25 protein-coding genes are annotated in these 22,722 nt (G+C 70.3%); 17 read left to right on the plus strand and 8 right to left on the minus strand.

Annotation, left to right across the window (positions count from 1 at the left end; all coding sequences use genetic code 11):
- Nucleotides 1–21 precede the first annotated feature (21 nt).
- The 13 genes from Aco03nite_RS29260 (at nt 22) to Aco03nite_RS29320 (ending at nt 13,037) form a co-directional block, all read left to right on the plus strand.
- Nucleotides 22–1,650, plus strand: a complete 1,629-nt coding sequence (locus tag Aco03nite_RS29260; RefSeq protein WP_203800326.1) for an ABC transporter substrate-binding protein — start codon at nt 22–24, stop codon at nt 1,648–1,650.
- Nucleotides 1,643–2,506, plus strand: a complete 864-nt coding sequence (locus tag Aco03nite_RS29265) for an ABC transporter permease (RefSeq protein ID WP_203800328.1) — start codon at nt 1,643–1,645, stop codon at nt 2,504–2,506. Before Aco03nite_RS29260 ends, Aco03nite_RS29265 begins: the two co-directional genes overlap by 8 nt.
- Nucleotides 2,503–3,561 (plus strand): ABC transporter permease, encoded by a 1,059-nt coding sequence (locus tag Aco03nite_RS29270; protein ID WP_203800331.1) that lies wholly within the window; start codon nt 2,503–2,505, stop codon nt 3,559–3,561. Before Aco03nite_RS29265 ends, Aco03nite_RS29270 begins: the two co-directional genes overlap by 4 nt.
- 1 nt (nt 3,562) lies before the next feature.
- Nucleotides 3,563–4,234, plus strand: a complete 672-nt coding sequence (locus Aco03nite_RS29275) for an alpha/beta fold hydrolase (RefSeq protein WP_203800333.1) — start codon at nt 3,563–3,565, stop codon at nt 4,232–4,234.
- Nucleotides 4,231–5,250 carry an ABC transporter ATP-binding protein gene (locus Aco03nite_RS29280; protein ID WP_203800335.1) on the plus strand — a complete coding sequence of 340 codons (1,020 nt, stop codon included), beginning with the start codon at nt 4,231–4,233 and terminating at the stop codon, nt 5,248–5,250. The genes Aco03nite_RS29275 and Aco03nite_RS29280 overlap by 4 nt, the downstream gene beginning before the upstream one ends.
- Nucleotides 5,247–6,221, plus strand: coding sequence for an ABC transporter ATP-binding protein (locus tag Aco03nite_RS29285; protein WP_239145525.1), 975 nt, complete (start codon nt 5,247–5,249; stop codon nt 6,219–6,221). Before Aco03nite_RS29280 ends, Aco03nite_RS29285 begins: the two co-directional genes overlap by 4 nt.
- Nucleotides 6,218–6,976, plus strand: a complete 759-nt coding sequence (locus tag Aco03nite_RS29290) for an amidohydrolase family protein (RefSeq protein ID WP_203800336.1) — start codon at nt 6,218–6,220, stop codon at nt 6,974–6,976. The genes Aco03nite_RS29285 and Aco03nite_RS29290 overlap by 4 nt, the downstream gene beginning before the upstream one ends.
- A complete protein-coding gene (locus Aco03nite_RS29295; RefSeq protein WP_203800337.1) occupies nt 6,973–7,413 on the plus strand; it encodes a cytidine/deoxycytidylate deaminase family protein in 441 nt (146 codons plus the stop codon). Before Aco03nite_RS29290 ends, Aco03nite_RS29295 begins: the two co-directional genes overlap by 4 nt.
- An 18-nt stretch (nt 7,414–7,431) precedes the next feature.
- A complete protein-coding gene (locus Aco03nite_RS29300) occupies nt 7,432–8,190 on the plus strand; it encodes a creatininase family protein (protein WP_203800338.1) in 759 nt (252 codons plus the stop codon).
- 13 nt (nt 8,191–8,203) lie between these two features.
- Nucleotides 8,204–8,839, plus strand: a complete 636-nt coding sequence (locus Aco03nite_RS29305) for a cyclase family protein (protein WP_203800340.1) — start codon at nt 8,204–8,206, stop codon at nt 8,837–8,839.
- The gene (locus Aco03nite_RS29310) at nt 8,839–10,305 is read left to right on the plus strand and encodes a gamma-glutamyltransferase (protein WP_203800342.1); all 1,467 of its coding nucleotides are present in this window, start codon (nt 8,839–8,841) and stop codon (nt 10,303–10,305) included. Before Aco03nite_RS29305 ends, Aco03nite_RS29310 begins: the two co-directional genes overlap by 1 nt.
- Nucleotides 10,306–10,504: 199 nt before the next feature.
- Nucleotides 10,505–12,154: an amidohydrolase gene (locus Aco03nite_RS29315; protein WP_203800344.1), complete on the plus strand. Its 1,650-nt coding sequence runs from the start codon at nt 10,505–10,507 to the stop codon at nt 12,152–12,154.
- Between the two features lie 112 nt (nt 12,155–12,266).
- On the plus strand, nt 12,267–13,037 hold the full coding sequence (locus Aco03nite_RS29320) for a sulfite exporter TauE/SafE family protein (protein WP_203800346.1): 771 nt from the start codon (nt 12,267–12,269) through the stop codon (nt 13,035–13,037).
- 249 nt (nt 13,038–13,286) lie between these two features.
- Here Aco03nite_RS29320 and Aco03nite_RS29325 read toward each other — a convergent pair whose 3' ends face one another.
- From Aco03nite_RS29325 to Aco03nite_RS29335, 3 genes are all read right to left on the minus strand, one after another.
- Nucleotides 13,287–14,219 (minus strand): PDR/VanB family oxidoreductase, encoded by a 933-nt coding sequence (locus Aco03nite_RS29325; RefSeq protein WP_203800348.1) that lies wholly within the window; start codon nt 14,217–14,219, stop codon nt 13,287–13,289.
- 14 nt (nt 14,220–14,233) lie between these two features.
- Complete coding sequence (locus Aco03nite_RS29330; protein WP_203800350.1) at nt 14,234–14,590, minus strand: cupin domain-containing protein; 357 nt, start codon at nt 14,588–14,590, stop codon at nt 14,234–14,236.
- 80 nt (nt 14,591–14,670) lie between these two features.
- Nucleotides 14,671–15,468 (minus strand): N-acyl homoserine lactonase family protein, encoded by a 798-nt coding sequence (locus tag Aco03nite_RS29335; protein WP_203800352.1) that lies wholly within the window; start codon nt 15,466–15,468, stop codon nt 14,671–14,673.
- A gap of 68 nt (nt 15,469–15,536) precedes the next feature.
- Between Aco03nite_RS29335 and Aco03nite_RS29340 the strand changes: the two genes are divergently transcribed.
- Nucleotides 15,537–15,839: a hypothetical protein gene (locus Aco03nite_RS29340; protein ID WP_203800355.1), complete on the plus strand. Its 303-nt coding sequence runs from the start codon at nt 15,537–15,539 to the stop codon at nt 15,837–15,839.
- Nucleotides 15,840–15,858: 19 nt separating this feature from the next.
- Here the strand turns inward: Aco03nite_RS29340 and Aco03nite_RS29345 are convergent, their stop codons facing one another.
- Nucleotides 15,859–17,136, minus strand: coding sequence for an SMI1/KNR4 family protein (locus tag Aco03nite_RS29345; protein WP_203800358.1), 1,278 nt, complete (start codon nt 17,134–17,136; stop codon nt 15,859–15,861).
- A gap of 98 nt (nt 17,137–17,234) precedes the next feature.
- Between Aco03nite_RS29345 and Aco03nite_RS54220 the strand changes: the two genes are divergently transcribed.
- Nucleotides 17,235–18,584, plus strand: a complete 1,350-nt coding sequence (locus Aco03nite_RS54220; protein ID WP_203800360.1) for an FAD-binding oxidoreductase — start codon at nt 17,235–17,237, stop codon at nt 18,582–18,584.
- 122 nt (nt 18,585–18,706) lie between these two features.
- Here Aco03nite_RS54220 and Aco03nite_RS29355 read toward each other — a convergent pair whose 3' ends face one another.
- Nucleotides 18,707–19,036, minus strand: coding sequence for a hypothetical protein (locus Aco03nite_RS29355; RefSeq protein ID WP_203800362.1), 330 nt, complete (start codon nt 19,034–19,036; stop codon nt 18,707–18,709).
- Between the two features lie 137 nt (nt 19,037–19,173).
- Complete coding sequence (locus tag Aco03nite_RS29360; RefSeq protein WP_203800363.1) at nt 19,174–19,617, minus strand: hypothetical protein; 444 nt, start codon at nt 19,615–19,617, stop codon at nt 19,174–19,176.
- A gap of 152 nt (nt 19,618–19,769) precedes the next feature.
- Between Aco03nite_RS29360 and Aco03nite_RS29365 the strand changes: the two genes are divergently transcribed.
- Together Aco03nite_RS29365 and Aco03nite_RS29370 are read left to right on the plus strand one after the other, a co-directional pair.
- The gene (locus Aco03nite_RS29365; protein ID WP_203800364.1) at nt 19,770–20,036 is read left to right on the plus strand and encodes a hypothetical protein; all 267 of its coding nucleotides are present in this window, start codon (nt 19,770–19,772) and stop codon (nt 20,034–20,036) included.
- 103 nt (nt 20,037–20,139) lie between these two features.
- Complete coding sequence (locus Aco03nite_RS29370; protein WP_203800365.1) at nt 20,140–20,631, plus strand: transcriptional regulator; 492 nt, start codon at nt 20,140–20,142, stop codon at nt 20,629–20,631.
- Between the two features lie 64 nt (nt 20,632–20,695).
- On the opposite strand, the gene Aco03nite_RS29375 is transcribed toward Aco03nite_RS29370, so the two are convergent.
- Nucleotides 20,696–21,139 (minus strand): lamin tail domain-containing protein, encoded by a 444-nt coding sequence (locus tag Aco03nite_RS29375; protein ID WP_203800366.1) that lies wholly within the window; start codon nt 21,137–21,139, stop codon nt 20,696–20,698.
- A 134-nt stretch (nt 21,140–21,273) separates the two neighbouring features.
- Nucleotides 21,274–22,431: a hypothetical protein gene (locus Aco03nite_RS29380; RefSeq protein ID WP_203800367.1), complete on the minus strand. Its 1,158-nt coding sequence runs from the start codon at nt 22,429–22,431 to the stop codon at nt 21,274–21,276.
- Between the last annotated feature and the right edge of the window lie 291 nt (nt 22,432–22,722).

The following is a 22,722-nucleotide window of genomic DNA, read 5'->3' on the forward strand; positions in this document are numbered from 1 at the left end:
AAACACCCCCCGGAGTGCCACATGGAAATCGGCAACCAGGCAGTCTCCCGCCGCACTCTGCTTCGCGGCGCCTCGATACTCGGCATGGGCGCCGGCCTCACCGGCCTGCTCGCCGCCTGCGGCATCGCCGCCGAAGAGGGCGACAAGAGCGGTGCCGCCAAGACCGGCGGCACCCTCACCCTCGCCATCGACGGCACCAGCGCCGTGAACGACCCCGCCTTCTACACCACCCTCGGTGACTGGATGGTCGTCGACCTCATCTGCCGCGGCCTGACCTTCATCTCGTACGACTCCAACGAGCCCACCCCGGACCTGGCCGAGAGCTGGACCGTCTCGGACGACCAGCTGACCTACACCTTCAAGCTGCGTCAGGGCATCACCTTCCACGACGGCACGCCGTTCACCTCGGCCGACGTGGTGGCCAGCTTCAACAGGCAGTTCGACGACAAGGACAAGACGCTCCCCGAGGGCGCGTCGCGGCCGTTCAAGACGGTCGGGGCGAACCTCAAGGAGATGACCACGCCGGACGCCAACACGTTCGTGATGGTGCTGGTCAAGCCGGACCGGACGCTGCTCGGCCGGCTCTCCGACATCGGCGCCCGGGTCATCTCCAAGGCCGCGCTGGAGAAAGCCGGCAAGGACATCGGCAAGAACCTGGTCGGCACCGGCCCGTTCAAGTTCGCGTCGGCCACCTCCGGCCAGAGTGTCACGCTCACCGCGTTCGACGGGTTCCGCCTCGGCAAGCCCCCGATCGACCGCCTGGTGCTGCAGCAGGTCACCGACCCGTCCACGATCGTCAGCTCGCTGCTGTCCGGGGACGTCTCGGCCACCCAGTTCACGCCCTACTCGGCGCTGACGCAGCTCAAGGGCGACAAGTCGGTGACGGTGTACGACACCCCGAAGAGCTTCGACGCGTTCATGATGATGGACGTCCGGCGCATCCCGGAGCTGGAGGTGCGCAAGGCCATCAACCTGGCGATCGACAGGCAGGCCCTGATCGCGCAGGCGTTCTTCGGCGCGGCGGTGCTGCCGGACGGCTACACCATCCCGCCGAGCCAGGACGCGTACGACGCCGGTCTCGCCGACCTGTCGAAAACCGACGTGGCCGAGGCCAAGCGGCTGATCGAGGCGGCCGGCGCGACCGGCCGCACGGTCCGGCTGATGGCCGCCAGCGACTCGTGGCACCCGAAAGCGGCGCAGATCATCGCGCAGAACCTCACCGACATCGGCCTCAAGGTGGAGACCGACTCGGTGGATCCGGCCGCCTACTTCAACCGGCTGCTCGCGCCGGACGACAAGTTCCACGACCTGATGATCTGGGAGCGCAACGGCTACTACCCGGACGCCGACGACATGATCGGCGCCCTGGCCCGGCCGTCCGGCGTGTACGGCGACTTCATCTCCGGCTTCAACACCCTGGACGGGTCGGCGGCGTACGCGGACCGGCTCTTCGACGCCAAGAACATCGCCGACGCGACCGCCCGCAAGACCGCCTACTCGGAGATCCAGCGTGAGTGGGCCGACAAGTACATGACCCTGAGCATGCTGGCCAGCGCCTCGAACCCGGTGGTGAGCGGCGCGAACGTGAAGAACATGAACTGGAAGGCCCTCGGTTCGCACCGCTGCTACATGGAAAACGCGAGTGTCTGATCAGACCACCACGGCCGGCTTCCGCACCGCTTTCGCGGCGCGGAGGCTGGGCCGCGGCCCTCTCGCGGCGGGGTCGTGGATCGTCGTGGCGCTCTTCGTGCTCGCCGCGATCCTCGGGCCGATCTTCGTGTCGGCCGACCCGGCTCGCGGCACCAACGACACGCTGCTGCCGCTCGGCGCGGCCGGTCACCTGCTCGGCACCGACGACCTGGGCCGTGACGAGCTGGCCCGGATGGTGCACGGCGCGCGGCCGCTGCTGATGGTGGCGTTCCTGTCCACCGCCCTGGCCGCGGTGCTCGGCATCGGGTTCGGGCTGATGGCCGGCTACCTGGGTGGCAAGGTCGAGTGGCTGATCATGCGGCTGATGGACCTGGCGCTGGCCTTCCCGTCGATGCTGCTGATCATCCTGATCGTCTCGGCCTGGAAACCGGGCGTCGGCAGCCTGGTGACAGGCATCGGCGTCGCCCTGGCGCCCGGCCTGGCCCGGCTGGCGCGAGCGCTGGCCGCCCGCGAGGCAGGCCGGGACTACGTGCTCGCCGCCAAACTCGGCGGCACCCGCGGGCCGCGGATCCTCGTGCAGGAGATGCTGCCCAACCTCGCCGGGCCGATGCTGGCCCAGGTGGTGATGACCCTGTCGGTCGCCGCCGGGTTCGCCGCCGGCCTCTCCTACCTCGGGCTGGGAATCCAGCCCCCGACACCGGACTGGGGATACATGGTGCAGGCCGGACAGGAGTTCCTCTACACCGCACCGCGTCTCGTGGTGATGCCCGCCGCGGCCACCCTGCTCTTCGTGGTGGCGTGCAACTTCGTCGGCGACGACCTGCGCGACGCGCTCGACCCCCGGGCGACGCGATGAAGACGGCGATCCTGCACAAGGCGGGCACGCCGTGGCTGATCGCCAAGCGCCTGGCCGCCGTGCCGCTGGTCCTGCTGGGCCTGAGCACGATGGTCTTCATCGCGATGCGGCTGCTGCCCGGTTCCCCCGCCACCAGCCTCGCGGCCGGCGGCGCCTCCGGGAACTCCAGCGCCGCCGAGATCACCGAGAACGCCGAGAAGATCAACGCCGCGCTGGGCCTGGACAAGTCCCTGCCCGAACAGTATTTCTCGTTCCTCGGTGACCTGCTCACCCTGGACCTGGGCACCTCGTTCTACGGCGGCAACTCGATCACCGCGCTGCTCGGCGAGGCCCTGCCCGCGACGATCGAGCTGACCGTCGCGGCGATGCTGATCGCGGTGCTGATCGGCATGCTCACCGGCATCGTCGCGGCGCTGCGCAAGGACACCTGGATCGACACCACGACCAGGGCCATCGGTACGGTCAGCTTCTCCCTGCCCTGGTTCGCGCTCGGCGTCCTGTCGATCGTGATCTTCGGGGTGTGGTTGCGCTGGCTGCCGGTGATCGGGCGGCTCCCCAACGAGCTGGACTATCAGCCGTTCACCAACTTCGTCCTGCTCGACGCGATCTTCCAGGACCGGCCCGAGCTGATCCTGCCCTGGCTGGAGCACCTGCTGCTGCCGGCCGTCACCCTGGCGCTGTCGATGGCCGGTTTCATCACCCGCATCGTCCGGGCGTCGGTGCTCGAGGTGCTCGGCGACGACTTCGTCCGGACCGCCCGGATGAAAGGCCTGTCCGGCGGGACCATCCTGCGCCGCCACGTGCTGCGCAACTCGTCACTGCCGATCGTCACGGTGCTGGGCCTGCAGTTCGGGTCGCTGCTCGGCGGGTCGGTGATCACCGAGACGGTCTTCAGCTATCCCGGCGTCGGCAACCTGCTCATCAACGGGATCCTCCAGCGCGACTACCCGATCGTGCAGGGCGCCGCCCTGGCCATCGCCCTGCTCTTCACCCTGGTCAACGTCGTGGTCGACCTGCTCTACCTGGCACTCGACCCACGCCTGAGGAAGGCCTGACATGCACATCGTCCTCGTCCACGGCGCCGGCGGAACCCCCACCACCTGGTCGGAACTGGTCCCGCTGCTCGGCGACCGCCCGCACACCCTGATCACCAACCCGATGTCCTCGCTCACCGACGACGTGGCGCACACCCTGGGCGTGGTCGAGTCGATCGGCGGCCCGGTGCTGCTGGTCGGCCACTCGTACGGCGGCGCGGTCATCACCAACGTGGGCCGCTCCGACCAGGTGAAAGGCCTGGTCTACGTGGCCGCGTTCGCCCCGGACGAGGGCGAGACCGTCAACGGCATCGTCGAGCGCTACCCACCGGCCGAGGTGTCGAAGTACATGCGGCGCGGCCCGAACGGCGAGTGGAAGTCCGAGCACACCGACGAGTACTGGAACGAGATCGGCTGGGACGTCCCGGTCGCCCAGCGGCACATCTGGGACAGCGAGTCCCGGCAGAGCGACAACCGGATCTTCACCGATCCGACCGGCGAGCCCGCGTGGCGTACCAAAAAAGCCTGGTATCTCGTCGCCGCCGAGGACAGGACGCTGCGCCCGGACATCCAGCGCGACATGGCCGCCCGCGGCGGCATGATCACCAGCGAGGTCCCGGGCAGCCACTTCACCCCGCGGGTCCGCCCCGCCGACGTCCTGAAAGTCATCGACCAGGCGCTGGAAGCGCTATGAGCGAGGCCCTTCTGGAGATCCGCGGGCTGACCGTCGGGTTCGACGTGCCGGGCGGGCGGCTGCCGGCCGTCGCGGGCATCGACCTGACCCTCGGCAAGGGCGAGATCCTGGCCCTGGTCGGCGAGTCCGGCTCCGGCAAGTCGGCGCTGTCGATGAGCCTGGTCGGCCTCAACCGCGGTCCGCGCACCCACATCGGCGGCGAGGTGTTGTTCGGCGGCCGCGACCTGGTCGGCGCCGGCGAGAAGGAGCTGCGCGAGGTGCGCGGCAAGGACATCGCCGTGGTGTTCCAGGACGCGCTCGCCGCCCTCAACCCCACCCAGCGCGTCGGTGACCAGGTCGCCGAGATGATCCGCACGCACCGGAGGATCAGCAAGCGGAACGCCTCGAAACGGGCCGAGGAACTGCTCGGCGAGGTCGGCATCGCCAATCCGGGACAGGCCGCCCGCGCCTACCCGCACCAGCTCTCCGGCGGCATGCGGCAGCGCGTGATGATCGCTATCGGACTCGCCAACGACCCGGCGGTGCTGATCGCGGACGAGCCGACCACCGCGCTCGACGTCACCATCCAGGCCCAGGTGCTGCGGCTGCTCAAGCGTCTGCAGCGCGACCACGGCACCACGATCGTGCTGATCACCCACGACCTGGGCGTCGTCGCCGAGGTCGCCGACCGGGTCGCCGTGATGTACGCCGGCCGGATCATCGAGCAGGGCACCCGCGACGAGGTGCTGTTCGACCCGCAACACCCGTACACCATGGGGTTGCTCTCCTCGGTCCCGCGGGTGGACGGCCCGGCCGTGTCGCGTCTGCCGGCCATCGCCGGGAGCCCGCTGACCGGTGTCGCCCGCCCCGACGGCTGTGCGTTCGCCCCCCGCTGCACGTTCGTGCACGAGGCCTGTCAAAAACAGACACCCCCACTGCAGCGGCGGTACGCCGGGGAAGCGCACCTGGACGCCTGCGTGCTCGACGAGGCGGGGCGGGCCCGAGCGCGGGGCGCCCTGGAGGAGGTGGCTCAGTGAGTCCGACGCCGTTGATGGAGATCGAGGACCTGCGGGTCGAGTTCACCGGCTCGGCCGGGCGCCGGGTGCGCGCGGTCCGCGACGTGGACCTGACGATCTACGAGGGTGAGACGCTCGGCCTGGTCGGCGAGTCCGGCTGCGGCAAGTCGACGCTGGGCCGGGCCATGGTCCGGGTGACCGAACCGACCGGCGGCGCGATCCGCTACCTCGGCGCGGACATCACCAAGCTACGTGGCACGGTGTTCCGCAAGACCCGCGCCGACCTGCAGATGGTGTTCCAGGACCCGTTCGGGTCGCTGAACCCGCGCCGCAGCATCGCCGACATCGTGGCCGAGCCGCTGCTGCGTGCCCGCGGCACCGGGCGGGACGAGGCCCGCAAAATCGTCGACGATCTGCTGGACCAGGTCGGGCTCGGCCGGGAAGCCGGCACCCGCAAGCCGCACGAGTTCTCCGGCGGCCAGCGGCAGCGCATCGGCATCGCCCGCGCGCTCGCGCCGTCCCCGCGCTTCGTGGTCGCCGACGAGCCGGTCTCCGCGCTGGACGTGTCGATCCAGGCCCAGGTCATCAACCTGCTCTCCGACCTGATCCGCGAACGTGGCCTGACCATGCTGTTCATCTCGCACGACCTGGGCGTGGTCCGGCACATCGCGGACCGGATCGCCGTCATGTACCTGGGGCAGATCATCGAGATCGCGTCCCGGGACGACTTCTTCGCCGGCCCCGCCCACCCGTACGGCGAAGCTCTGCTCTCCAGTGTCCCGGCCCTGTCGAAAGAACCGCGCCGGGAACGCATCGAACTCACCGGCGAACTGCCGGACCCGGCCGATCCTCCGGCCGGTTGCACGTTCCACACCCGCTGCCGGTACGCGACCGACATGTGCCGTACCGAGGCTCCCGTCCTGCGGGAGGTGCAGCCGGGCCGGGAGGTCCGCTGCCACCTGCCGTTGATCCCTGTGAAAGGCACCTCATGATCATCGACGCGTACAACACCACCCAGGACGTGCGAGGCCGCTCCGACTACCTCACCGGAGCCAAGCCGGGGCAGGCGCCGCCGCCGTACACCCCGTTCGACCCCAAGCGCATCCTGGACCGGATGGATGCCGCCGGCGTCGACATGGCGATGGTCTGCTCGCTCGCCCAGCGCATCGAGAACGACTTCATCGCCGGCCTGGTCAAGGCCCACCCGGACCGGTTCATCGGCTTCGGCCAGGTGATGCCGCAGGCCGACGACGCCCTCGACGAGATCGCCCGGATGAAGGACATGGGCATCTCCGGCCTCAAGCTGCACCCGTCGATGCACGGTTACCACGTCGCCGACCACGGCCTGCTCGACCCGGTGTTCGAGAAGTGCGCCGAGCTGGGCATGCCGATCCTGATCAACGCCCTCGACGACGCGTTCTGCGCGCCCTTGGCGATCGAGGAGATCGCCAAGGGCCACCCGACCGTGCCGACGATCATCGCGCACATGGGCGCCGTGTGGAACGTGCCCGAGGCGATCATCGTGGCCGAACGGAACCCGCACATCTACCTGGAGACGTCGGCGACCCTGATCGCGGACGTGCGCCGGGCGTACGCGCGGCTCGGCCCGAACCAGATCCTGTTCGGCAGTGAGTGGCCGGGCTCCGACTTCGACCTGGAGCGCATGAAGATCGCCAAGGCCGTCCCGGACGAGGCGGACCGCGCGCTGGTCGAGGGCGGGAACATGGCTCGGATCCTGGGCCTGTGATCACCCCGGTAACGGCCCCTGCCGGCTTCTCCGCGGAAGACGAGGAGCTGCTGCGCCGGGCCGAGGAGATCCTCGGCCGGGTGTGGGTGCACGGCCGGCACGAGGTGGCCACCGCCCTGCGCGCCGCGGACGGCTCGATCCACACCGGCGTGCACGTCGAGGGTTCCTGCCGGCGCAGCTCGATCTGCGCCGAGGGGGTCGCCCTCGGCACCGCCCGGGTCGCGGGCATCGCCCTCGGCGAGGTGGTCAGCGTCGTGTCGGTGCAGATCAAACCGGCCGACACGTTCCGGGTCATCGCACCGTGCGGCGTCTGCCGCGAACTGATCAGCGACTACAGCCCGGACGCCACCGTCTGGCTGACCGCACCCGACACCGACGAGGTCATCGCCGTCCGCGCCCTGGACCTGCTGCCCGAGAAGTCCCGGCGGCTGTGGTGACCACTGAAGGAGGCAACAATGAGTGAGCAGCCGAACCGCTGGGAAGAGATGACCTGGCAGGACGCGGGCGAGATCACCGAGCGCACCGACGCGGTGATCATCCCGGTCGGCGCGATCGAACAGCACGGCCCGCACCTGCCGCTCAACGTCGACACGGTGATCTGCCAGGCCGTCGCCGAGGAGGTCTCCCGGGTCACCGGCGTCCCGACGATCCCACCGCTGAGCTACGGCGTGTCCGGGTCGCACGGCGACTTCGCCGGCACCATCGCGCTGCGCCCGGAAACCCTGATCGCCGTGGTCGAGGACGTGATCGACTCGCTGCACGCCAGCGGTGTCCGTCAGTTCATCCTGCTCAACGGCCACATCTGGAACAACGGCTCGCTCGACGTGTCGGCCGAGAAGTTGCGGGTCCGGCACAAGGACTCCCGGATCCGCGCGCTCGGCTACGTCACCATGTACCCGGGCCCGGAGGTCAACGGCCGGGTCCAGTTCGGCCGCGGGCTGATGCACGCCAACTTCTTCGAGACCTCGGTCATGTTGCACCTGCGCCCCGAGCTGGTACGCATGGAGAAGGCCACCTCGCACCTGGACGTCGACTCGTTCTGGGACTACCGGATGGACCAGGTCAGCGAGACCGGCGTGTGGGGCCGTGACGTCGCCGAGGCCAACGCCGACCACGGCAGATCCGAGTTCGAGCGCTGCGTCCGCACCACCGCCGAGGCCGTCGCCGCCGCCGTCCGCGAACCCTGGCCGTCGTCGGCCCACCGCCCCGTCTGAGAAAGGACCTCCTGTGGAGATCTTCGACATCACCCTCCCGATCCACCCGAAGATGCTGCACTGGGGCCGCAAACCCGAGGTGGAGATCGTCGAGTCCCTCGCCAACGGTGACGCGTCCAACGTGACCCGCTGGCGGCTCGGCACCCACACCGGCACCCATGTGGACGCCCCCGCCCACTTCGTCGACGGCGCCACCCCCGTCGACAAGCTCGACCTGCACTCCCTGATCGGCCCGGCCCTGGTCGCCGACCTGACCGCCGTCAGCGGCGACATCACCGTCGTCGATCTGGAGGCCGCCGGGGTCGCCGGGCACCAGCGGGTGCTGCTCAAGACGTCCAACTCGGCCGGCCCTCTCAAGGAGGTCGACCGGGCGCCGTCGTGGGTGGGCCTGTCCCCCGAGGCCGCGCAGTGGATCATCGCGCAGGGTGTGGAACTGATCGGTATCGACTACCTGACGATCGAGAGCTTCACCCGCACCGAGACCTGGGACGCCCACCACCACCTGCTCGGCGCCGGTCTGATCATCCTGGAGAACGCCGACCTGGACGCGGTGCCGCCCGGCGAGTACGAGCTGGTGTGTCTGCCGGCCAAGCTGGTCGACGCGGACGGCTCGTTCGCCCGGACCGTGCTCATCAAGCGGGACGCCTGATGGCCGTCGCGGTCGCGGCTCCGCACCCGGCAGCGGTCGAGGCCGCCGAGGCGGTGATCGCGCGCGGTGGGAACGCCCTGGACGCGGCGCTGGCGGCCGCGACGGCGCTGACCGTGGCGTACCCGCATCAATGTTCGGTCGGGGGTGACCTGGTCGCCGTCGTGCGCCCGTCCGGCGGCGAACCGCAAGCCGTGCTCTCCATCGGTGCCGCCGCGGCGGCCGTGGACGTGGACGCGCTGCGGGCCGCCGGGCCGCGCATGCCGTTCGGCGGGCCGCAGACGGTGACCGTGCCCGGTGTGGTCGCCGGTTGGGCCGCGCTGCACGGCCTCGGCGCGTCCCTGCCGCTCGCCGAGCTGCTGGCTCCGGCCCGGGCGCTGGCCACCGGCGGTGTGGCCGTCAGCCCCGGCCTGCACCGCGCGATCCTCAACCGCATCGACGCCGTCCGCGCCGACCCCGGCTTGTCCGCGCTGCTGCTGGACGGGTCCGGCGAGCCGGTGTCCACGTTGCACCAGCCCGCGCTGGCCGAGACCCTGGCCGCCATCGGCCGCAACTGGCGCTCGTTCTACCGCGGCCACCTCGCACACCGCCTGGTCGAGGGCCTGAACCGGCTGGGCAGTCCCCTGTCGGCCGGCGATTTCACCGCCCACCGGGCCGAGATCACCACACCGCTGGTCGCGGTCGACGGCGACACTTTCTGGTACGCCGCCCCACCGCCCGTCCAGGGCGCGACGTTCCTGGCCATCGAGGGTTCGTCGGATCTGCTGGCCGACGCCAGGCAGGCCCAGCTGGCCCGCGACGCCCTGCTCGGCGACCCCCGCAACGGCCCGATCGACGTGGACGGCCTGCTGCTCCGGACGCAGTCACCATTCCCGCCGGCCGATCTGGTGAAGCCGGCCGGCGACACCGTGGCGGTCACCGCGGTGGACGCGTCCGGTACCGCGGTCACCCTGATTCAGAGCGTGTTCCAGAGTTTCGGTTCCGCCCTGCTGGAACCGGACACCGGCCTGGTCCTGCACAACAGGGGTTCCTCCTTCAGCCTGGACCCGGATCACCCGGGACGGATCGCCCCCGGAGTACGCCCACCGCACACCCTGTGTCCCACGGTCGCCGTCTCCGGAGATGCGGTGGTGGCGCTGGGTTGCCAGGGCGGCCGCTCCCAGCCGTGGATCCTGGCCCAGGTGGCAGGTGACGTCCTGACCTCGGACGACCTGCCGGGTCTGCTGGCCCGCCCGAGGTGGATCATCGGGGCCCGGGAGATCGACCGCGAGGTCCCGACGCTGCTGATGGAGCCGGAGACCCCGGGCGCCGAGGAGCTGACGAGCACAGCCACCGGTTTGAACCTGGCAGTGGAGACGACGCCGTCCCCACACGACGACGCCGGCCACATCCAGGTGTCCCGACTCAGGTCCGGCGCCCTGTCGGCGGCAAGCGACCCCAGAGCCGACGGCGTGGCAGCCGTCATCTGAGCCGTCCGGATCAGCCCCGGCACGCTATTTTCCCGGCCCCTCGAGACCAGATCCCGGTCGGCTTCCGGACCAGGGCGTGGTCCGGGTAGCGAAAGGCTCCCAGCCGCTACCCGGGCCACTCCCTCGAACCGTCCCGCAGTGGGCCATATCAAAACGGTAGAAGTATCGAAACTTGTCCCGCACCGACCGGAGGAAGCGTGTGAATGACGGGCTGGTGATCGTCGGGGATGTCGTCACTCTTGATCCGGGGCGACCTCGGGTCTCGGCAGTGGGCATCGTCGACGGGCGCGTGGTCGCGGTCGGTGACCTCGCGGAGGTTCGGGTCGCGGTTCCGGACGGGGCCCCTGAGGTCACGGTGGATGGCACGGTGGTGCCCGGGTTCGTCGACAGCCACGTGCATCTGCTCTGGGCCGGACGGCGCGCGTCTCGCGTCTCGCTGACCGGGGCGGCCTCGATCAGTGACGTGCAGCGCCGGATTCGTGAGCACGCCGCCGCGCACCCCGGTGCGGGGTGGATCGAGGCGGACGACGACCTCGATCCCCCAGACCTCGCGGAGAATCGGCTTCCCACCGCCGCCGAACTGGAGGCCGCCGCTCCCGGGCGTGGGGTCCTGCTGGACCGGCGTGGACACGATGCGCTGGTCAACACGACTGCGCTGCGTCACGCCGGGATCACCGCCGCCACCCCGGATCCGCCGGGTGGGCGCATCGACCGCGATCCGGACGGTGAACCGACCGGCCTGCTCGTCGAGCATCCCGCGGTGGCGCTGGTCCGCGCCGTCATCCCCGCCCCGGCCAGGGCCGACCACCTCCGCTGGATCCGGGCCGGCCAGCGGGAACTCCTCGCGCACGGCATCACCACCGCGATGGATCCGGCGGTCACCGCCGCCGAACTGGCCGCCTACGCCGACGCCGCCCGCACCGGGATCCTCCTGCTCCGCGTGACCGCGATGCCGCTGGGTTCGGAGAGCACCGGCTTCGCCGATCTGGACCGGGCCGCCGTGGCTTGCGGTCTGGACACCACAGACCCCGATCTGCTGGTACGGGGTCCGACCAAACTCTTCCTGGACGGCGGCGGTTCCCTCGGCACCGCTCTGCTCTCCACGCCCTGGCCCACAATCGGCGGATCCCCAGCCGGCTACCACGGGAATCAGACTCTGAGCCGGGATGTCGTGCTCGCGCACTGCCGGGACGCGGCACGGGCCGGACGTGGTGTCGGGGTGCACGCGGTGGGGGATGCGGCGATTGATCTCGTACTCGAGGTGCTCGAAGAAGTTGATCGTGAAAATCCGATCGCCGGGCTGGGTTTTCACCTGATTCATGCTTATCTGGGGCCGAGCCGGGAGGCGATGCGCCGTACCCGGCAACTCGGTGTCCGGGTTTCGGCTCATCCGGCTCTGCAGTGGGATTTCGGGCTCGGCCTGGTCGATCGGCTGGGTGAGGAGCGGGCGGCGGCCGCGAATCCGCTGCGGGCGTGGCTGGACGCCGGTGTCGAGGTGGGTGGCGGTTCGGACGGGCCGGGGCCGCCGATGTCGCCGTTGCACGGGATGTGGCAGGCGCGGACCAGGCATGTTCGCGGGCGGGAGAGTCCGCTCGGGCCGGAGCAGGCGGTCACCGCGGTGGAGGCGCTGGAGCTGTTCACCGTCGGCGCGGCCCGGATCACCGGCGGGCCCGGCACCGGGAGAATCAGGCCCGGCGACCCCGCTGACCTGACGGTCCTGTCCGGCGATCCGCTGACTGCCGACCCGGACGCCCTCCACGAAATCACCGTCATGGCGACCATGGTCGGCGGCCGGATCGCATTCACCCGGCCCGAATTCGAGCGCCCCGTTCGTGAATCAGCGTTCTGAAATCGCCGGGGCAACCGGTCCGGGGATGGCGGATGACCAGGACGTGAGCGGTGGACGTACCGTCGCCGGGTTGAAAGAACGGGTTGGGAAAAGCTTGTGAAAGTGGGGAATGATGGGCTGGGGTGAAGCGGCGCTGCTGCTGATTGCCGGGCTGGCGGCGGGAATGGTGAATGCCATCGCCGGTGGTGGGTCGCTGATCACGTTTCCCAGCATGCTGGCGATCGGCATGCCACCGGTGGCCGCCAATGTGAGCAACGCGTTGTCGGTGGCGCCGGGATATGCGTCCAGTGTGGTGGGAAGCCGCGCCGATCTGGCCGGTCAGGGCCGGCGTGTGCTGCGGGTTCTACCCACCGCGTTGTTCGGGGCGCTCTGCGGCTGTGTGCTGTTGTTGAACACGCCACGCCGGGTGTTCGATTTCGTGGTGCCGTTCCTGGTGATCGGCGCGGCGCTGACTCTGGCGTTCCAGGCGAAACTGCGGGGACTGGTCGGGCATCCGCAGGAGGTGTCGCCGAAACGGGCGACGGTGATGCTGCATACGGCGGTGTTCCTGTGCGCGCTGTACGGCGGCTATTTCAACGCGGCGCTCGGAGTCCTGCTGGTGGCCGGCCTGGCGCTGGTGCTCGACGAGACGCTGGCCCGGGTCAGCGCCCTGAAGAATCTGCTGTCCGCCCTGGTCGGCGTGGTGACGATTCTGGTGTACAGCGCTTTCGGCCCGGTGAACTGGGCGGCGGTTGCGGTGATCGCCCCGGCCACGGTCGTCGGCGGTTACCTGGGCGCAAGGGTGGCCCGCAAACTCCCGGCGAACATTCTGCGAGCGGTGATCGTGACGTTCGGCATCACCGTCGGCGCCTACCTGTTCGTCCGGGCAACCACCGGCCGATGATCCCGTCGCGGAGCCGGCGTGCCCGCAGTTCGGTCCGGATGCGGGCACGGTCCGCCCGGTCGAACCCAAGAGCCAGCAACCCGAAAACGGCCATCAGACAGGGCAGTGCGATCTCGGGCCGAGTGCCGCCGCCCTAGCCCCGCACGGGGTCAGGGCGGACGCGACCACCCCGAAAACCGCAGTGACGGAGGCGGTGGTCATCAACGACCAGCACGCCCACCGTCACTACCACGCGGTGACCACCCGGGGTCAGAGATCGATCACCAGCCGTGGGCCGAGGGCCCGGGAGACGCAGAGCATCATGCAGTTGTTGGCGGCTTTCTCGGTGCGGGTCAGCACGTGGTCTCGATGGTCGACCTCACCGGCGAGGACCCGGGTGTCGCAGCTGCCGCAGATGCCCTCCTCACAGTCGCTGAGCACCTCGACACCCGCCTCGGTGACGACCTCCAGGGCGCTGCGCCCGGCCGGCACCGCCAGCTCCAGCCCGGATCGCTCCAGTTTCAGCGTGAACGACCCCGGCTCCGCCACCTCCAGATCGGGCGCCTCGAAATACTCGGCACGCAGCCGGTCGCCGAGCCCGTCGGCGTCGAGCGCCTTCTCGACCGCTTCGATCAACGAGGCCGGGCCGCACACGTACACCAGCGTCTGTGACGTGACCCCGGCCAGCAGATCCTCCGTCGACGGGCGGCCGGACACCGCGGTCTCGTGGACCACCGCCGCCGGGCCGAGCGCGCGCACCCGGCCCAGGAACGGCATCCCGGCGGCACCGCGCCCGACGTAGGCCAGCCGCCACGTGCGGCCGGAGCGTGCCAGCTCCTCGGCCATCGGCAGCAGCGGGGTGATGCCGACCCCGCCGGCGATCAGGACGACCTCCGGCGCGTCCTCCAGGGCGAAATGGTTCTTCACCCCGCGCACGCCGACCCGGTCGCCGGGCCGCACCGTGCGGTGCACCCAGTCGGAGCCACCCCGGCCCGCGGTCTCGTGCCGGACCGCGATCGTCAGGGACTGCCCGCCCGGGGTGCCGCACAACGAATACTGCCGGACCGAACCGTCGCTGACCACCAGGTCGACGTGCGCGCCGGGGGCCCAGTCGGGCAGGCCGGCGCCGGCCGGGTCGACCAGGTCGACGGCCAGCACCCCCTCGGACTCCAGCGTCAGGCCGCGCACCATCAGCTCCCGCATGCCCTGCTCCCCCGTCACGGCTTGAAGACCACGAAGACCTTGCGGAGCCGCTCGGTGACGGTCCACTCGCCCTGCCAGCCGATCGGGAAGTAAGCCGTGGAGCCGGCGGTCACCTCGACGGGCTCGCCGCCGTCCTCGGTGACGACCATGCGCCCGGCGACCACGTGGATGATCTCGCCGCGGGTCAGGAACTCCCAGCGTGAGGTGCCCGACTCGGACTCCCAGACGCCGGAGACGACACGCCTGTCCCCGGTGGCGAAGTCGAGCCGGCTGCGCACCGGGATCTCCCCGCTGAGCGGCTCGGCACTCGGCTGCCCGAGCAGCGACTCCTTGAGATCGGTCGCCTCCACCGGACGGTTGACAGCGGTCACGTGAGCCTCCTCGGGTCCAAAACCCAGCGGATTGGATCCCAAAATATTATCCGCGGATCCACCGAGGCGCCATAGGCGGATCAGACCGGGAATCGGTCGGCCAGCTCGGCCGTCAGGGCGGGCCACGCGACCGGGTCGTGCCCGGGGATCACCGGGTAGCCCCGGCGCGCGCCGATGTCCTTCAGCCGGCGGATCTGCTCGACGGTCTGCTCCGGGGTCACCCCCAGGAACGATCCGATGGCCCGCTCGCCGGTGATGTTCTCGGTGAGGTCGGCGGCGTCGCAGGCGAAGACGTACCCCCCGCCGCCTTTCAGGTCGACCACGAAGCTCTGGTGCCCCGGGGTGTGACCGGCGGTCAGCAGCGCCGTCACGCCGGGAGCGATCTCCACGTCGCCGTCGGCCGTCCGCCAGTCGATGCGCGGGTCGTCGTAGTCGATCCGGGCCATCGAGTACCGCTCCGGCTCGGGGTGGTTGGCCAGCCCGTAGTCCAGCTCGGCCCGCTGGACGTGCACCGGCACCCGCCCGGCGAAGTGCTTCAGCCCACCGGCGTGATCCACGTGCAGATGACTGAGCGCCACCGCGGTGATGTCACCCAGGGCCACCCCGACCGCGTCCAGGGCCTCCTCCAGCGGCTCCCCGGGACCGGGCAGCTCCGGTTGATAGTTCGGGCTCGGGTAGAAGCGCCGCCGCAACGCCGGATCCCGCAGCAGCGCCGTGTTGAACCCGGTGTCCAGCAGCAGCCACCCGTCATCGGTCTCCAGCAGCAGCCCGGGGACCGGCTCCCGGACCCGCTCGGCCCGCGACGCCCCGTGCACCGAGGCGGATCTCGGCAGGTCCTCCCAGCCGAGGGTGAGAGCGATGATGCGACTGACGGCCACGCGACCTCCCGAATTGGATCCCAGACAACCATAGCTGGATCCCGATCGGGAGCGTGTAGGTTCGTCGCATGCGTGTTCCGACTGCGGCCATCGCCGCTGGTTCCCTGATCGGCGGCTGGCAGATCGCCCGTCGCACCGGTGTCCGTCCCCTCGGCGGGGCGGTGCTGCTCGCGGGCGGTGTCACCGCCGGCCGGCAGTGGTACCGGACGGCCGGCCCGGTCACCGCGGGCGCGCTGGTCGCGACCTACGTGGGCGCGTTCGCCCTGTCCCACCCGCTGGCGAAGAAGATCGGCTCCTGGCCGTCGGTGCTGGCCGTCTCGGCGCTCACCGCCGCTGCCGCCTACGCAGCCTCGGACCGCCACACCGCCTGAGGTCGCTGCCACACCGGACCTAGAGTTCGCCCTCGATGATCCGGCGGGTGATCAGCGGGCGGTTCCATCGGGTCAGGAGGCGGTTGGCGACGTCGATGATCGGGAGGGGGTCCGGGCGCCCGGCCACCTCGATCCCGGCGGTCAGCAGCCCGGCCGGCACCGCGTCGGTGTCCAGCAGGATCCGCCACTCGGCGGCGGACAGCTCCAGGAATTCCAGGCCGGGCAGCGCCGCCACCGACCGCGGATCGGCCAGCGCGCCCGGATAGGCGGTCAGCGCCCGCAGCCGCGGGATCGGCACCAGGTCGAACGGCTCGCCGTCCCAGAAGCCGAGGTGCAGCACCTCCAGCCGGTCGCTGGCGACCGACTCCGCCCCGGCCGCGCTGCCGGCCGTCGCGGCGAGCGGCGGCCCCTCGACGCCCGGAGCGGGCGACGGCGGCTGCTCACCACGGGTGATCAGGGTGGTCAGGGAATCGGCGAGCAAAGTGGCGCCGACGTCCTCCTCGTGGCTGAGCAGGATGATCTGGCCGACGTGCCCGGCCGGTCCGGGTGTCAGGTCCAGGACGATCCGGTCGCCACCGCCGTTGTCGGCGATGACCAGCCAGCCCGGTGAACCGGCCAGCCCCTGGACAGCGGCGCCGGGCGGGGTGGACACCACGGCCCGGCCGCCGGACTCCCACGAGCAGGGCCGCGACGACGCGTCCGCGAGGCGGAGCCGGTCCGGGGCGGCCAGTTGGAACGGCACGGACCGGGTCACCCGGTAGGCGGCCGTCAGCTCGCCGGGCAGGGCGAACCCGAGACGGCGCTCTGCCTCGGCGATCTCGGATTCGGCGGCGGGGACCGCGTCCGGCAGCCGCTCCCGCAGGGTGCGCCCGAGCAGGGCCGGATCGGCCGACGGAGCCGGGCCGGCACCCTGGTACGTCTCCGGCAGCCGCCGCCACGGTTCCGGCACCGCCCCTTCGACCAGCAGCAGCGACCGCGGGTAGGGCCGCATCCCGCCCTCCACGGCCGGACCGGCCCGGAACAGGTGCAGCACCACCCGCCCCGGGGACGGCAGCTCCGCGACGAACGTGACGCTGTCGCTGTCCAGCACGGCGGTGATGTGACCGATCGCGTCGTACTCGGCCTGCATGTCCTCGATCTGCAGGGCCCGGCCGAGGGTCCGCGGGGAGGGCCGGCGCAGGGCCAGGCTGTGTGCGCCGTCGCGGCCGACCGTCCCGGCGAGGTGCCCGGCCGCCGGGTTCGCCGCGCGCAGCAGCTCCAGCAGCGGTTTCCAGGTCGCGAAGTCGTACATGGACATGCGGGGAATTATGGGCGCACCGGGCCCGGGCGTCAGTCCCGCGAGGCATTTCCGGCAAACCGTCCTGGTATCCCGTACCGGCAATGCCAGGATTTTGTATGGTCTTGTCCCGTCGTGCCCTGCTCAGCGCCGGTCTGATGAGTTTCGTGGCACCGCCCGCACCGAAGGACGCCGACTGGCGGGCCCTGGCCGACGGCCTCGACGGCACTGTGGAGCGTCCCGGTGACACCGGCTACGACCAGGCACGACGGCTGTTCTCGCCACGTTTCGACGAGATCCGGCCACCCGCGGTGGTGCGCTGCGGCAGCACCGCGGATGTGGTGCAGGCGGTCACGTTCGCGAACCGGCTGGGCCTGCCGATCGTGCCGCGCGGCGGCGGGCACTCCTACGTCGGCGCGTCCACCACGTCCTCCGGCCTGGTCGTCGACGTGCGCCCACTGAGGAGTGTCGGTGTCGGCGCGGGAACCGCCACCGTCGCGGGCGGCGCCACCCTGCTCGACGTCGGCGCCGCGCTGGCCGCGAACGGGGTCACGGTGCCGCTCGGGTCCTGCGGTTCGGTCGGGTTCTCCGGGTTCACCTGCGGTGGCGGCATCGGCCGGAGCACCTCGGCATACGGCCTGGCCAGCGACAACGTGACAGCGGCCGAGGTGGTGACGCCGGACGGCAGGCTACGGACCGTGGACGCGGTCCGCGAGCCGGAGCTGTTCTGGGCGCTGCGCGGCGGAGGCGGCGGGCGGATCGGCGTGGTCACCTCGTGGCAGGTCCGCACCCGCCCGGCGGTGCCGGCGGGCCAGTTCTCCCTGGTCTACCCGTGGGCGGACGCGGCCCGGGTGGTGTCCGGCTGGCTGGCCCGGATCACGGTGGCCCCGGACGAGGCGTGGTCGGCCTGCCTGCTGGGCTCCGACCGTACCGGCGCGCTCTCGGTCCGGGTGAACGGCGCGGTTCTCGGCGGCGACGCACACGCCGAGGTGACCGCCCTGACCAGGAGCATCGCCCGCGAGCCGATCTCCGCGACGATGGGTCGCGAGCCGTCCCCCGAGCCCCCGAAGGCCCGCGCCGTCCAGCTGACCGGGAGCGACGTCTTCGCCCACCCCCTGCCGGAGGCCGGTGTCGCCGCGCTCCTGGCGATCCTGCAACGCCGCTCCACCGCGAAGCGGCCGGGCTCGGCGAAACTGAAACGGCTGACCGGCGCCCCCGCCCGGATCACTCCCGGTTCGACCGCGTTCCCCTGGCACGGCGCGCACACCCTGCTGCAGTGGCTGGTGGAGCCGGCGACCGCGGACCCGGCAACGGTGGCCGACGCCTACACCTGGGTGGACGCGGGCCATCACGCGATGCTCCCCTGGTCGTCCGGCCGCTACGTCAACTACCTGGAACCGGGCCCCTTCGACCCGTCCCGCTACCACGGCCGCAACGCGGATCGACTACAGAAGATCAAACCCCTGTGAACCCTTTTCCGGTACGCCGCCCGGGTCCCCACACCGCGAGGATCTCCAGTCCCGTCCCGCGACGCGGGCGTCCCTCCAGGCCGCCGGCGCGACCGCCGGGCGGATGCGAACTCGGGGCCGGATCAGCGGTTCCAGAACCAGCGGCGGTTCCGGCGGCGGCTGCGCCAGGTCATCTCGTCGGCGATCATCGCCCGGACGCTCGCCACCGCGACCGTCAGGGCCTCCTGCAGGCCGTCGCAGGTGCGGCACTCCTTGCCGTCACATTCGGTACGGTGGTTGTAGGCGATCTCGGTGACCACCCGGTCCAGGACGGCGCAAGCGTAGGTGCCACGGTCGTTGGGGTGCTGACTGGACAGAAACTCACGGACGCCGGCGATGTTCTCCTCACCGACCCCGTACAAACGGGCCGCACTCTCCACCTGGTGCAGAGCGTCCCGCACTATCTCGCTCACGTGTGAACGGCTCCCCCATGGACCAGTGGACGTGTGGCTGGTGAACCTACCGTCCGTGCACGGGAACACACATGGGCCGGACAGCTGATCACCCCCGGGCCGAATTCATGATATATCGACCCGGGGCATTACCCTGCTCAGTCCCCGCTGTCCAGGGCACGCTGGCTCTCCTGGATGCTGGTGACGAGCGCATCCACGTTCTGGCAGGTGGTCTGGAGCTTGAGCAGCTGGGTGCGGATCTGGGCGACATAGGCCGCCTCCCCCGGTTCGCCCGCGACACTCTCCGCGTTGCGCACGGTCAGTTTGAGCAGGTTCACCGCGGAGGTGACGACAGTGCTCTTCGAATCTTCACCCACCGTAATGATCTTGTTAGCGGTGGCGACGTCCAGATCGTAGCCGTCCTCACCGAGGGTGGCGTGGTTCGCCATGCCGCAGACGGTCGCGGTGGCCTCGTCGAGACCGCTGACGGTCACCATCGGTGCCGCGGTGGCGGCCGGCTCGACGGATGACCCATTGCTGGCACAACCGGATATCGCCAGCAGGATACCGGTGGCGATGGCTGCTGTGGTGGTTCCTCGCATGGCCGGAAGGCTACGACACCCGGCCCGCCCCGGCAGTCCGGTCCCGTCCCGTTGTGACGCACATTATGATCGATCCCGGCGCTACTTTCGGTAACAGTCGTTGATCACCGTACGTAAAATCGGCCCCATGTCCTTTGTCGACGATTTCTCCGGTGACCGTCTCGACCCCGCCCGCTGGATCGACCACTACCTGCCGCACTGGACCACCCCGGACCGCTCCCGCGCCCGCCACCTGGGGCCCGGACGGCACCGTCGTCACCTGTGCGGGCGACGAGGTGGGCCGTTTCGGTCAGGCGCCGGACTACCCTCTGATCCTGATGCTCGACCTGTTCGAGATCGGCACACCGTCACCGGAGGAGTCCGCGTACCCGAAGACCGCCCGGATTCACCGGGTCCACGCTCACAATGCCCGACCGTGACGGACGTGACCCCGTGTGCGCGGCCACGTTTGCGGGTGCGGGCCGCGTCTGAGTGCTGGAGTGGGTACTGAGACGGCACTCTCGGGCAGAAGGTGGACCGCGCATGCAGGACGAGGACTTGGTCAGAGCGGTGATAGCCGCGGTGGCGTTCGGCGTGATGCTGGCCGGGCACTACATCGGTGACCATTGGGTGCAGACCAGCACGCAGGCCTTCGGCAAGGGCCTGGACGCGGAGAACTGCGTCCGCAGCGTCGCCCTGGGGCACTGTGCGGCGCACGTCGCGTCGTGGACGCTGACGACCACGGTGTTCCTGCTGGCGGCCGGCTGGTGGCTGCGGCTGCCGTTCGAGCCCGGCTGGCTGATCGCCGGCATCACCCTGAACGCGGTCACCCACTTCATCGCCGACCTGCGAACGCCGTTGATCCGGCTGGGCCGGCTGCTGGGCCGCGGCGGCTACCTGGACGGTGTGGGTGTGGTCCGCCCGAACGGCCCCGCCTCCAGCGGACCGGGCACCGGCCTGTTCGAGCTGGACCAGGCGTGGCACATCGGCTGGCTGGCCGTCTCCGCCCTGGTGATAGCCGGCCCGCCGGTCTGAGATCAGCACCCGGTCTTCGCTCGACCTCCAGCCGGTTTGCCGACGGCGCCCGTCGCGCCCGGGATCAGCACTTGACCCGGGTGCGCCCCGCCAGATAGCCCCAGCCGCACAGGTCATGGGTCTTCCCGGCCGGATCCCGCAGGATGGCCTGATCACCGGTGTTGTCCCAGACGTGGGTGCCGCTGTTCCAGTGCACGTCGGCAGCGGTGTCCACCCCACCCCCGGTGCGCAACCGGACCTTGCCGCCCTTGGCCGGGACGACAACCGCCCCGAACGTGTAGACACGCCCCTGCGACTCCCCGACCGTCCACCCCTTGAGGCTGATCGCTGTCGGCCCGGTATTGATCACCGAGATCCACTCAGCCCCGAGACTCTCCGGCGTCCGCTTGTCGACACCGGGCGCGTCGTACTGACTGACATGGAACCGAAGATCAGGCTCGACAGCCGGAACCGCCACCCCACCGACCCCCACCGCTCCGGCGACAAGCGCCACAAAGACATAAGACATGCCCGGTTCAACCCACTAAGACCCTTTTTTGGTACGCCCCCGAACGGCCAGCACCACAGCCGCGACCACACCGGTCACCCCCAGCAGACACACCATCGAACAGAGCACCAACTGCCAAGGTTTGATCGCCCCCATCACGCCACCGTACCTTCCGCGGCGCGGGCGCCGGAGTCGTGAACCAGCACGCCGTTGGCGAAGAAGTTGCGCGTCCCCGTCGCGATGTCACGACGATGCCCCGCGACACCACTGACGTCGTGCTCGATCCCGGTGATCCGCTGCGGAACGAGCGGCGGCTTGTACACCTCGCCGGCTGGCGGAAGCCACCCATGGTGGCCTCGGTAGCGAACCGGGAGCTTCCGCTGCATCGACGGCGGCACGTAAGGAGCGACAAGGAGGAACAGACGCTCGGCAGCGTCGCTGTTCAACCTGATGGTCAGATAGCCTCGGCCGTCCTTCATCAGCTCAGCACGAACACCGAGCCGTTCAAGGGCTCGAATCAGGATCCTGCAATCGCCCTCCCCGAAACTGTTGGTGGAGAGAGTCGCACGGTCCTCCTGGCCCGGCATCGTCTGTAACGACCCGTCATCCATGTACCAGAATGCGAGTGCGATCGGGTCGAGGGCGTCCGCGACCCACTCCGGCACCGCCTTCCTGGCGCCGCCCACCATCGAGGAGAACCTCTCGGTGATGCACGGGTGGAAGGTGGTCCGCGCGTCCAGCATCGTGGTTCCGTAGCCGCTGACACAGGTTCGGATGGTGCCGCTGGCAAGGCTGCCCAGCGCTCGCAGGGTCCACGCCACGTAGTCCCGGTCGGCCTCACGGTGTCCCCACACCACCGATCCACTTCCGCTCGGCGCGAGATGCAGGTATCCGTCGCCGAGCAGCTTCCCCAGCAAGACCGAGGACTGGCACGGGGTGAGGTCCAGTTCGGTCCGCAGCACGGTCACCCGTTGCCCGACGGCCAGATTCCCGGCCGGCACGTATTCGCCCGGTTCCGGCATCCAGAAGCGGTGGTTCGGAGTGCACACGACAGAGAAGGTCGCACTGCCGCGCCCGGCACCGAGGCGCTCTCCCCTGACTCTCAGCCACGACTCGGCCCTACCGTGGTTGAAGGTCTGCAGAACGGGCGTGGCGACCACCTTGCCGGCCCCGTCGACGCCGAGGACCTCCGCACCGGCCTCGATCCGGCCGAGCACCTTGCGCGACCCGTCGGCCAGGGAGATCCGCGCGGTGTACGGCAGTCCTCCTTCGAGTGCACTCGAATCCACCTCGCAAGCATCGAAACCGGCCATGCCGACGATGGTCGCAGAACTCCGGACCCCGACCGAACCTGTTTTCAGGGGTGTGAGGATGTGGGGATGGTGGTTTCGCGGGCTCGGGTTCTCTACGTCAGTGATCTCTCCTACCAGGCTCGGGGACGTCGGTACTGCGACGAGGACATCCGTCTGACCTCGCGGCTGCGGGACAGTTCCGACCTGGCTCTGTGTCATCCCCTGGATGCTCGGGCGTTGATGGGGGGATTCGACGTGGTGGTCGTCCGGAACAGTGGGCCGGTTGGCGAAACCCAGATTCGGTGCGGACTC

Origin of the sequence: Actinoplanes couchii (assembly GCF_016862075.1) — a bacterium.
GTDB lineage: Bacteria > Actinomycetota > Actinomycetes > Mycobacteriales > Micromonosporaceae > Actinoplanes > Actinoplanes couchii.

Coding starts and splice junctions, on each gene's coding strand:
- Aco03nite_RS29280 (WP_203800335.1), top strand. CDS start 4,231: ATGAGCGAGGCCCTTCTGGAGATCCGCGGGCTGACCGTCGGGTTCGAC.
- Aco03nite_RS29310 (WP_203800342.1), top strand. CDS start 8,839: ATGGCCGTCGCGGTCGCGGCTCCGCACCCGGCAGCGGTCGAGGCCGCC.
- Aco03nite_RS29345 (WP_203800358.1), bottom strand. CDS start 17,136: ATGTCCATGTACGACTTCGCGACCTGGAAACCGCTGCTGGAGCTGCTG.
- Aco03nite_RS29270 (WP_203800331.1), top strand. CDS start 2,503: ATGAAGACGGCGATCCTGCACAAGGCGGGCACGCCGTGGCTGATCGCC.
- Aco03nite_RS29300 (WP_203800338.1), top strand. CDS start 7,432: ATGAGTGAGCAGCCGAACCGCTGGGAAGAGATGACCTGGCAGGACGCG.
- Aco03nite_RS54220 (WP_203800360.1), top strand. CDS start 17,235: ATGGTCTTGTCCCGTCGTGCCCTGCTCAGCGCCGGTCTGATGAGTTTC.
- Aco03nite_RS29360 (WP_203800363.1), bottom strand. CDS start 19,617: ATGCGAGGAACCACCACAGCAGCCATCGCCACCGGTATCCTGCTGGCG.
- Aco03nite_RS29325 (WP_203800348.1), bottom strand. CDS start 14,219: ATGCGGGAGCTGATGGTGCGCGGCCTGACGCTGGAGTCCGAGGGGGTG.
- Aco03nite_RS29260 (WP_203800326.1), top strand. CDS start 22: ATGGAAATCGGCAACCAGGCAGTCTCCCGCCGCACTCTGCTTCGCGGC.
- Aco03nite_RS29320 (WP_203800346.1), top strand. CDS start 12,267: ATGGGCTGGGGTGAAGCGGCGCTGCTGCTGATTGCCGGGCTGGCGGCG.
- Aco03nite_RS29375 (WP_203800366.1), bottom strand. CDS start 21,139: ATGTCTTATGTCTTTGTGGCGCTTGTCGCCGGAGCGGTGGGGGTCGGT.
- Aco03nite_RS29370 (WP_203800365.1), top strand. CDS start 20,140: ATGCAGGACGAGGACTTGGTCAGAGCGGTGATAGCCGCGGTGGCGTTC.
- Aco03nite_RS29340 (WP_203800355.1), top strand. CDS start 15,537: ATGCGTGTTCCGACTGCGGCCATCGCCGCTGGTTCCCTGATCGGCGGC.
- Aco03nite_RS29290 (WP_203800336.1), top strand. CDS start 6,218: ATGATCATCGACGCGTACAACACCACCCAGGACGTGCGAGGCCGCTCC.
- Aco03nite_RS29380 (WP_203800367.1), bottom strand. CDS start 22,431: ATGGCCGGTTTCGATGCTTGCGAGGTGGATTCGAGTGCACTCGAAGGA.
- Aco03nite_RS29275 (WP_203800333.1), top strand. CDS start 3,563: ATGCACATCGTCCTCGTCCACGGCGCCGGCGGAACCCCCACCACCTGG.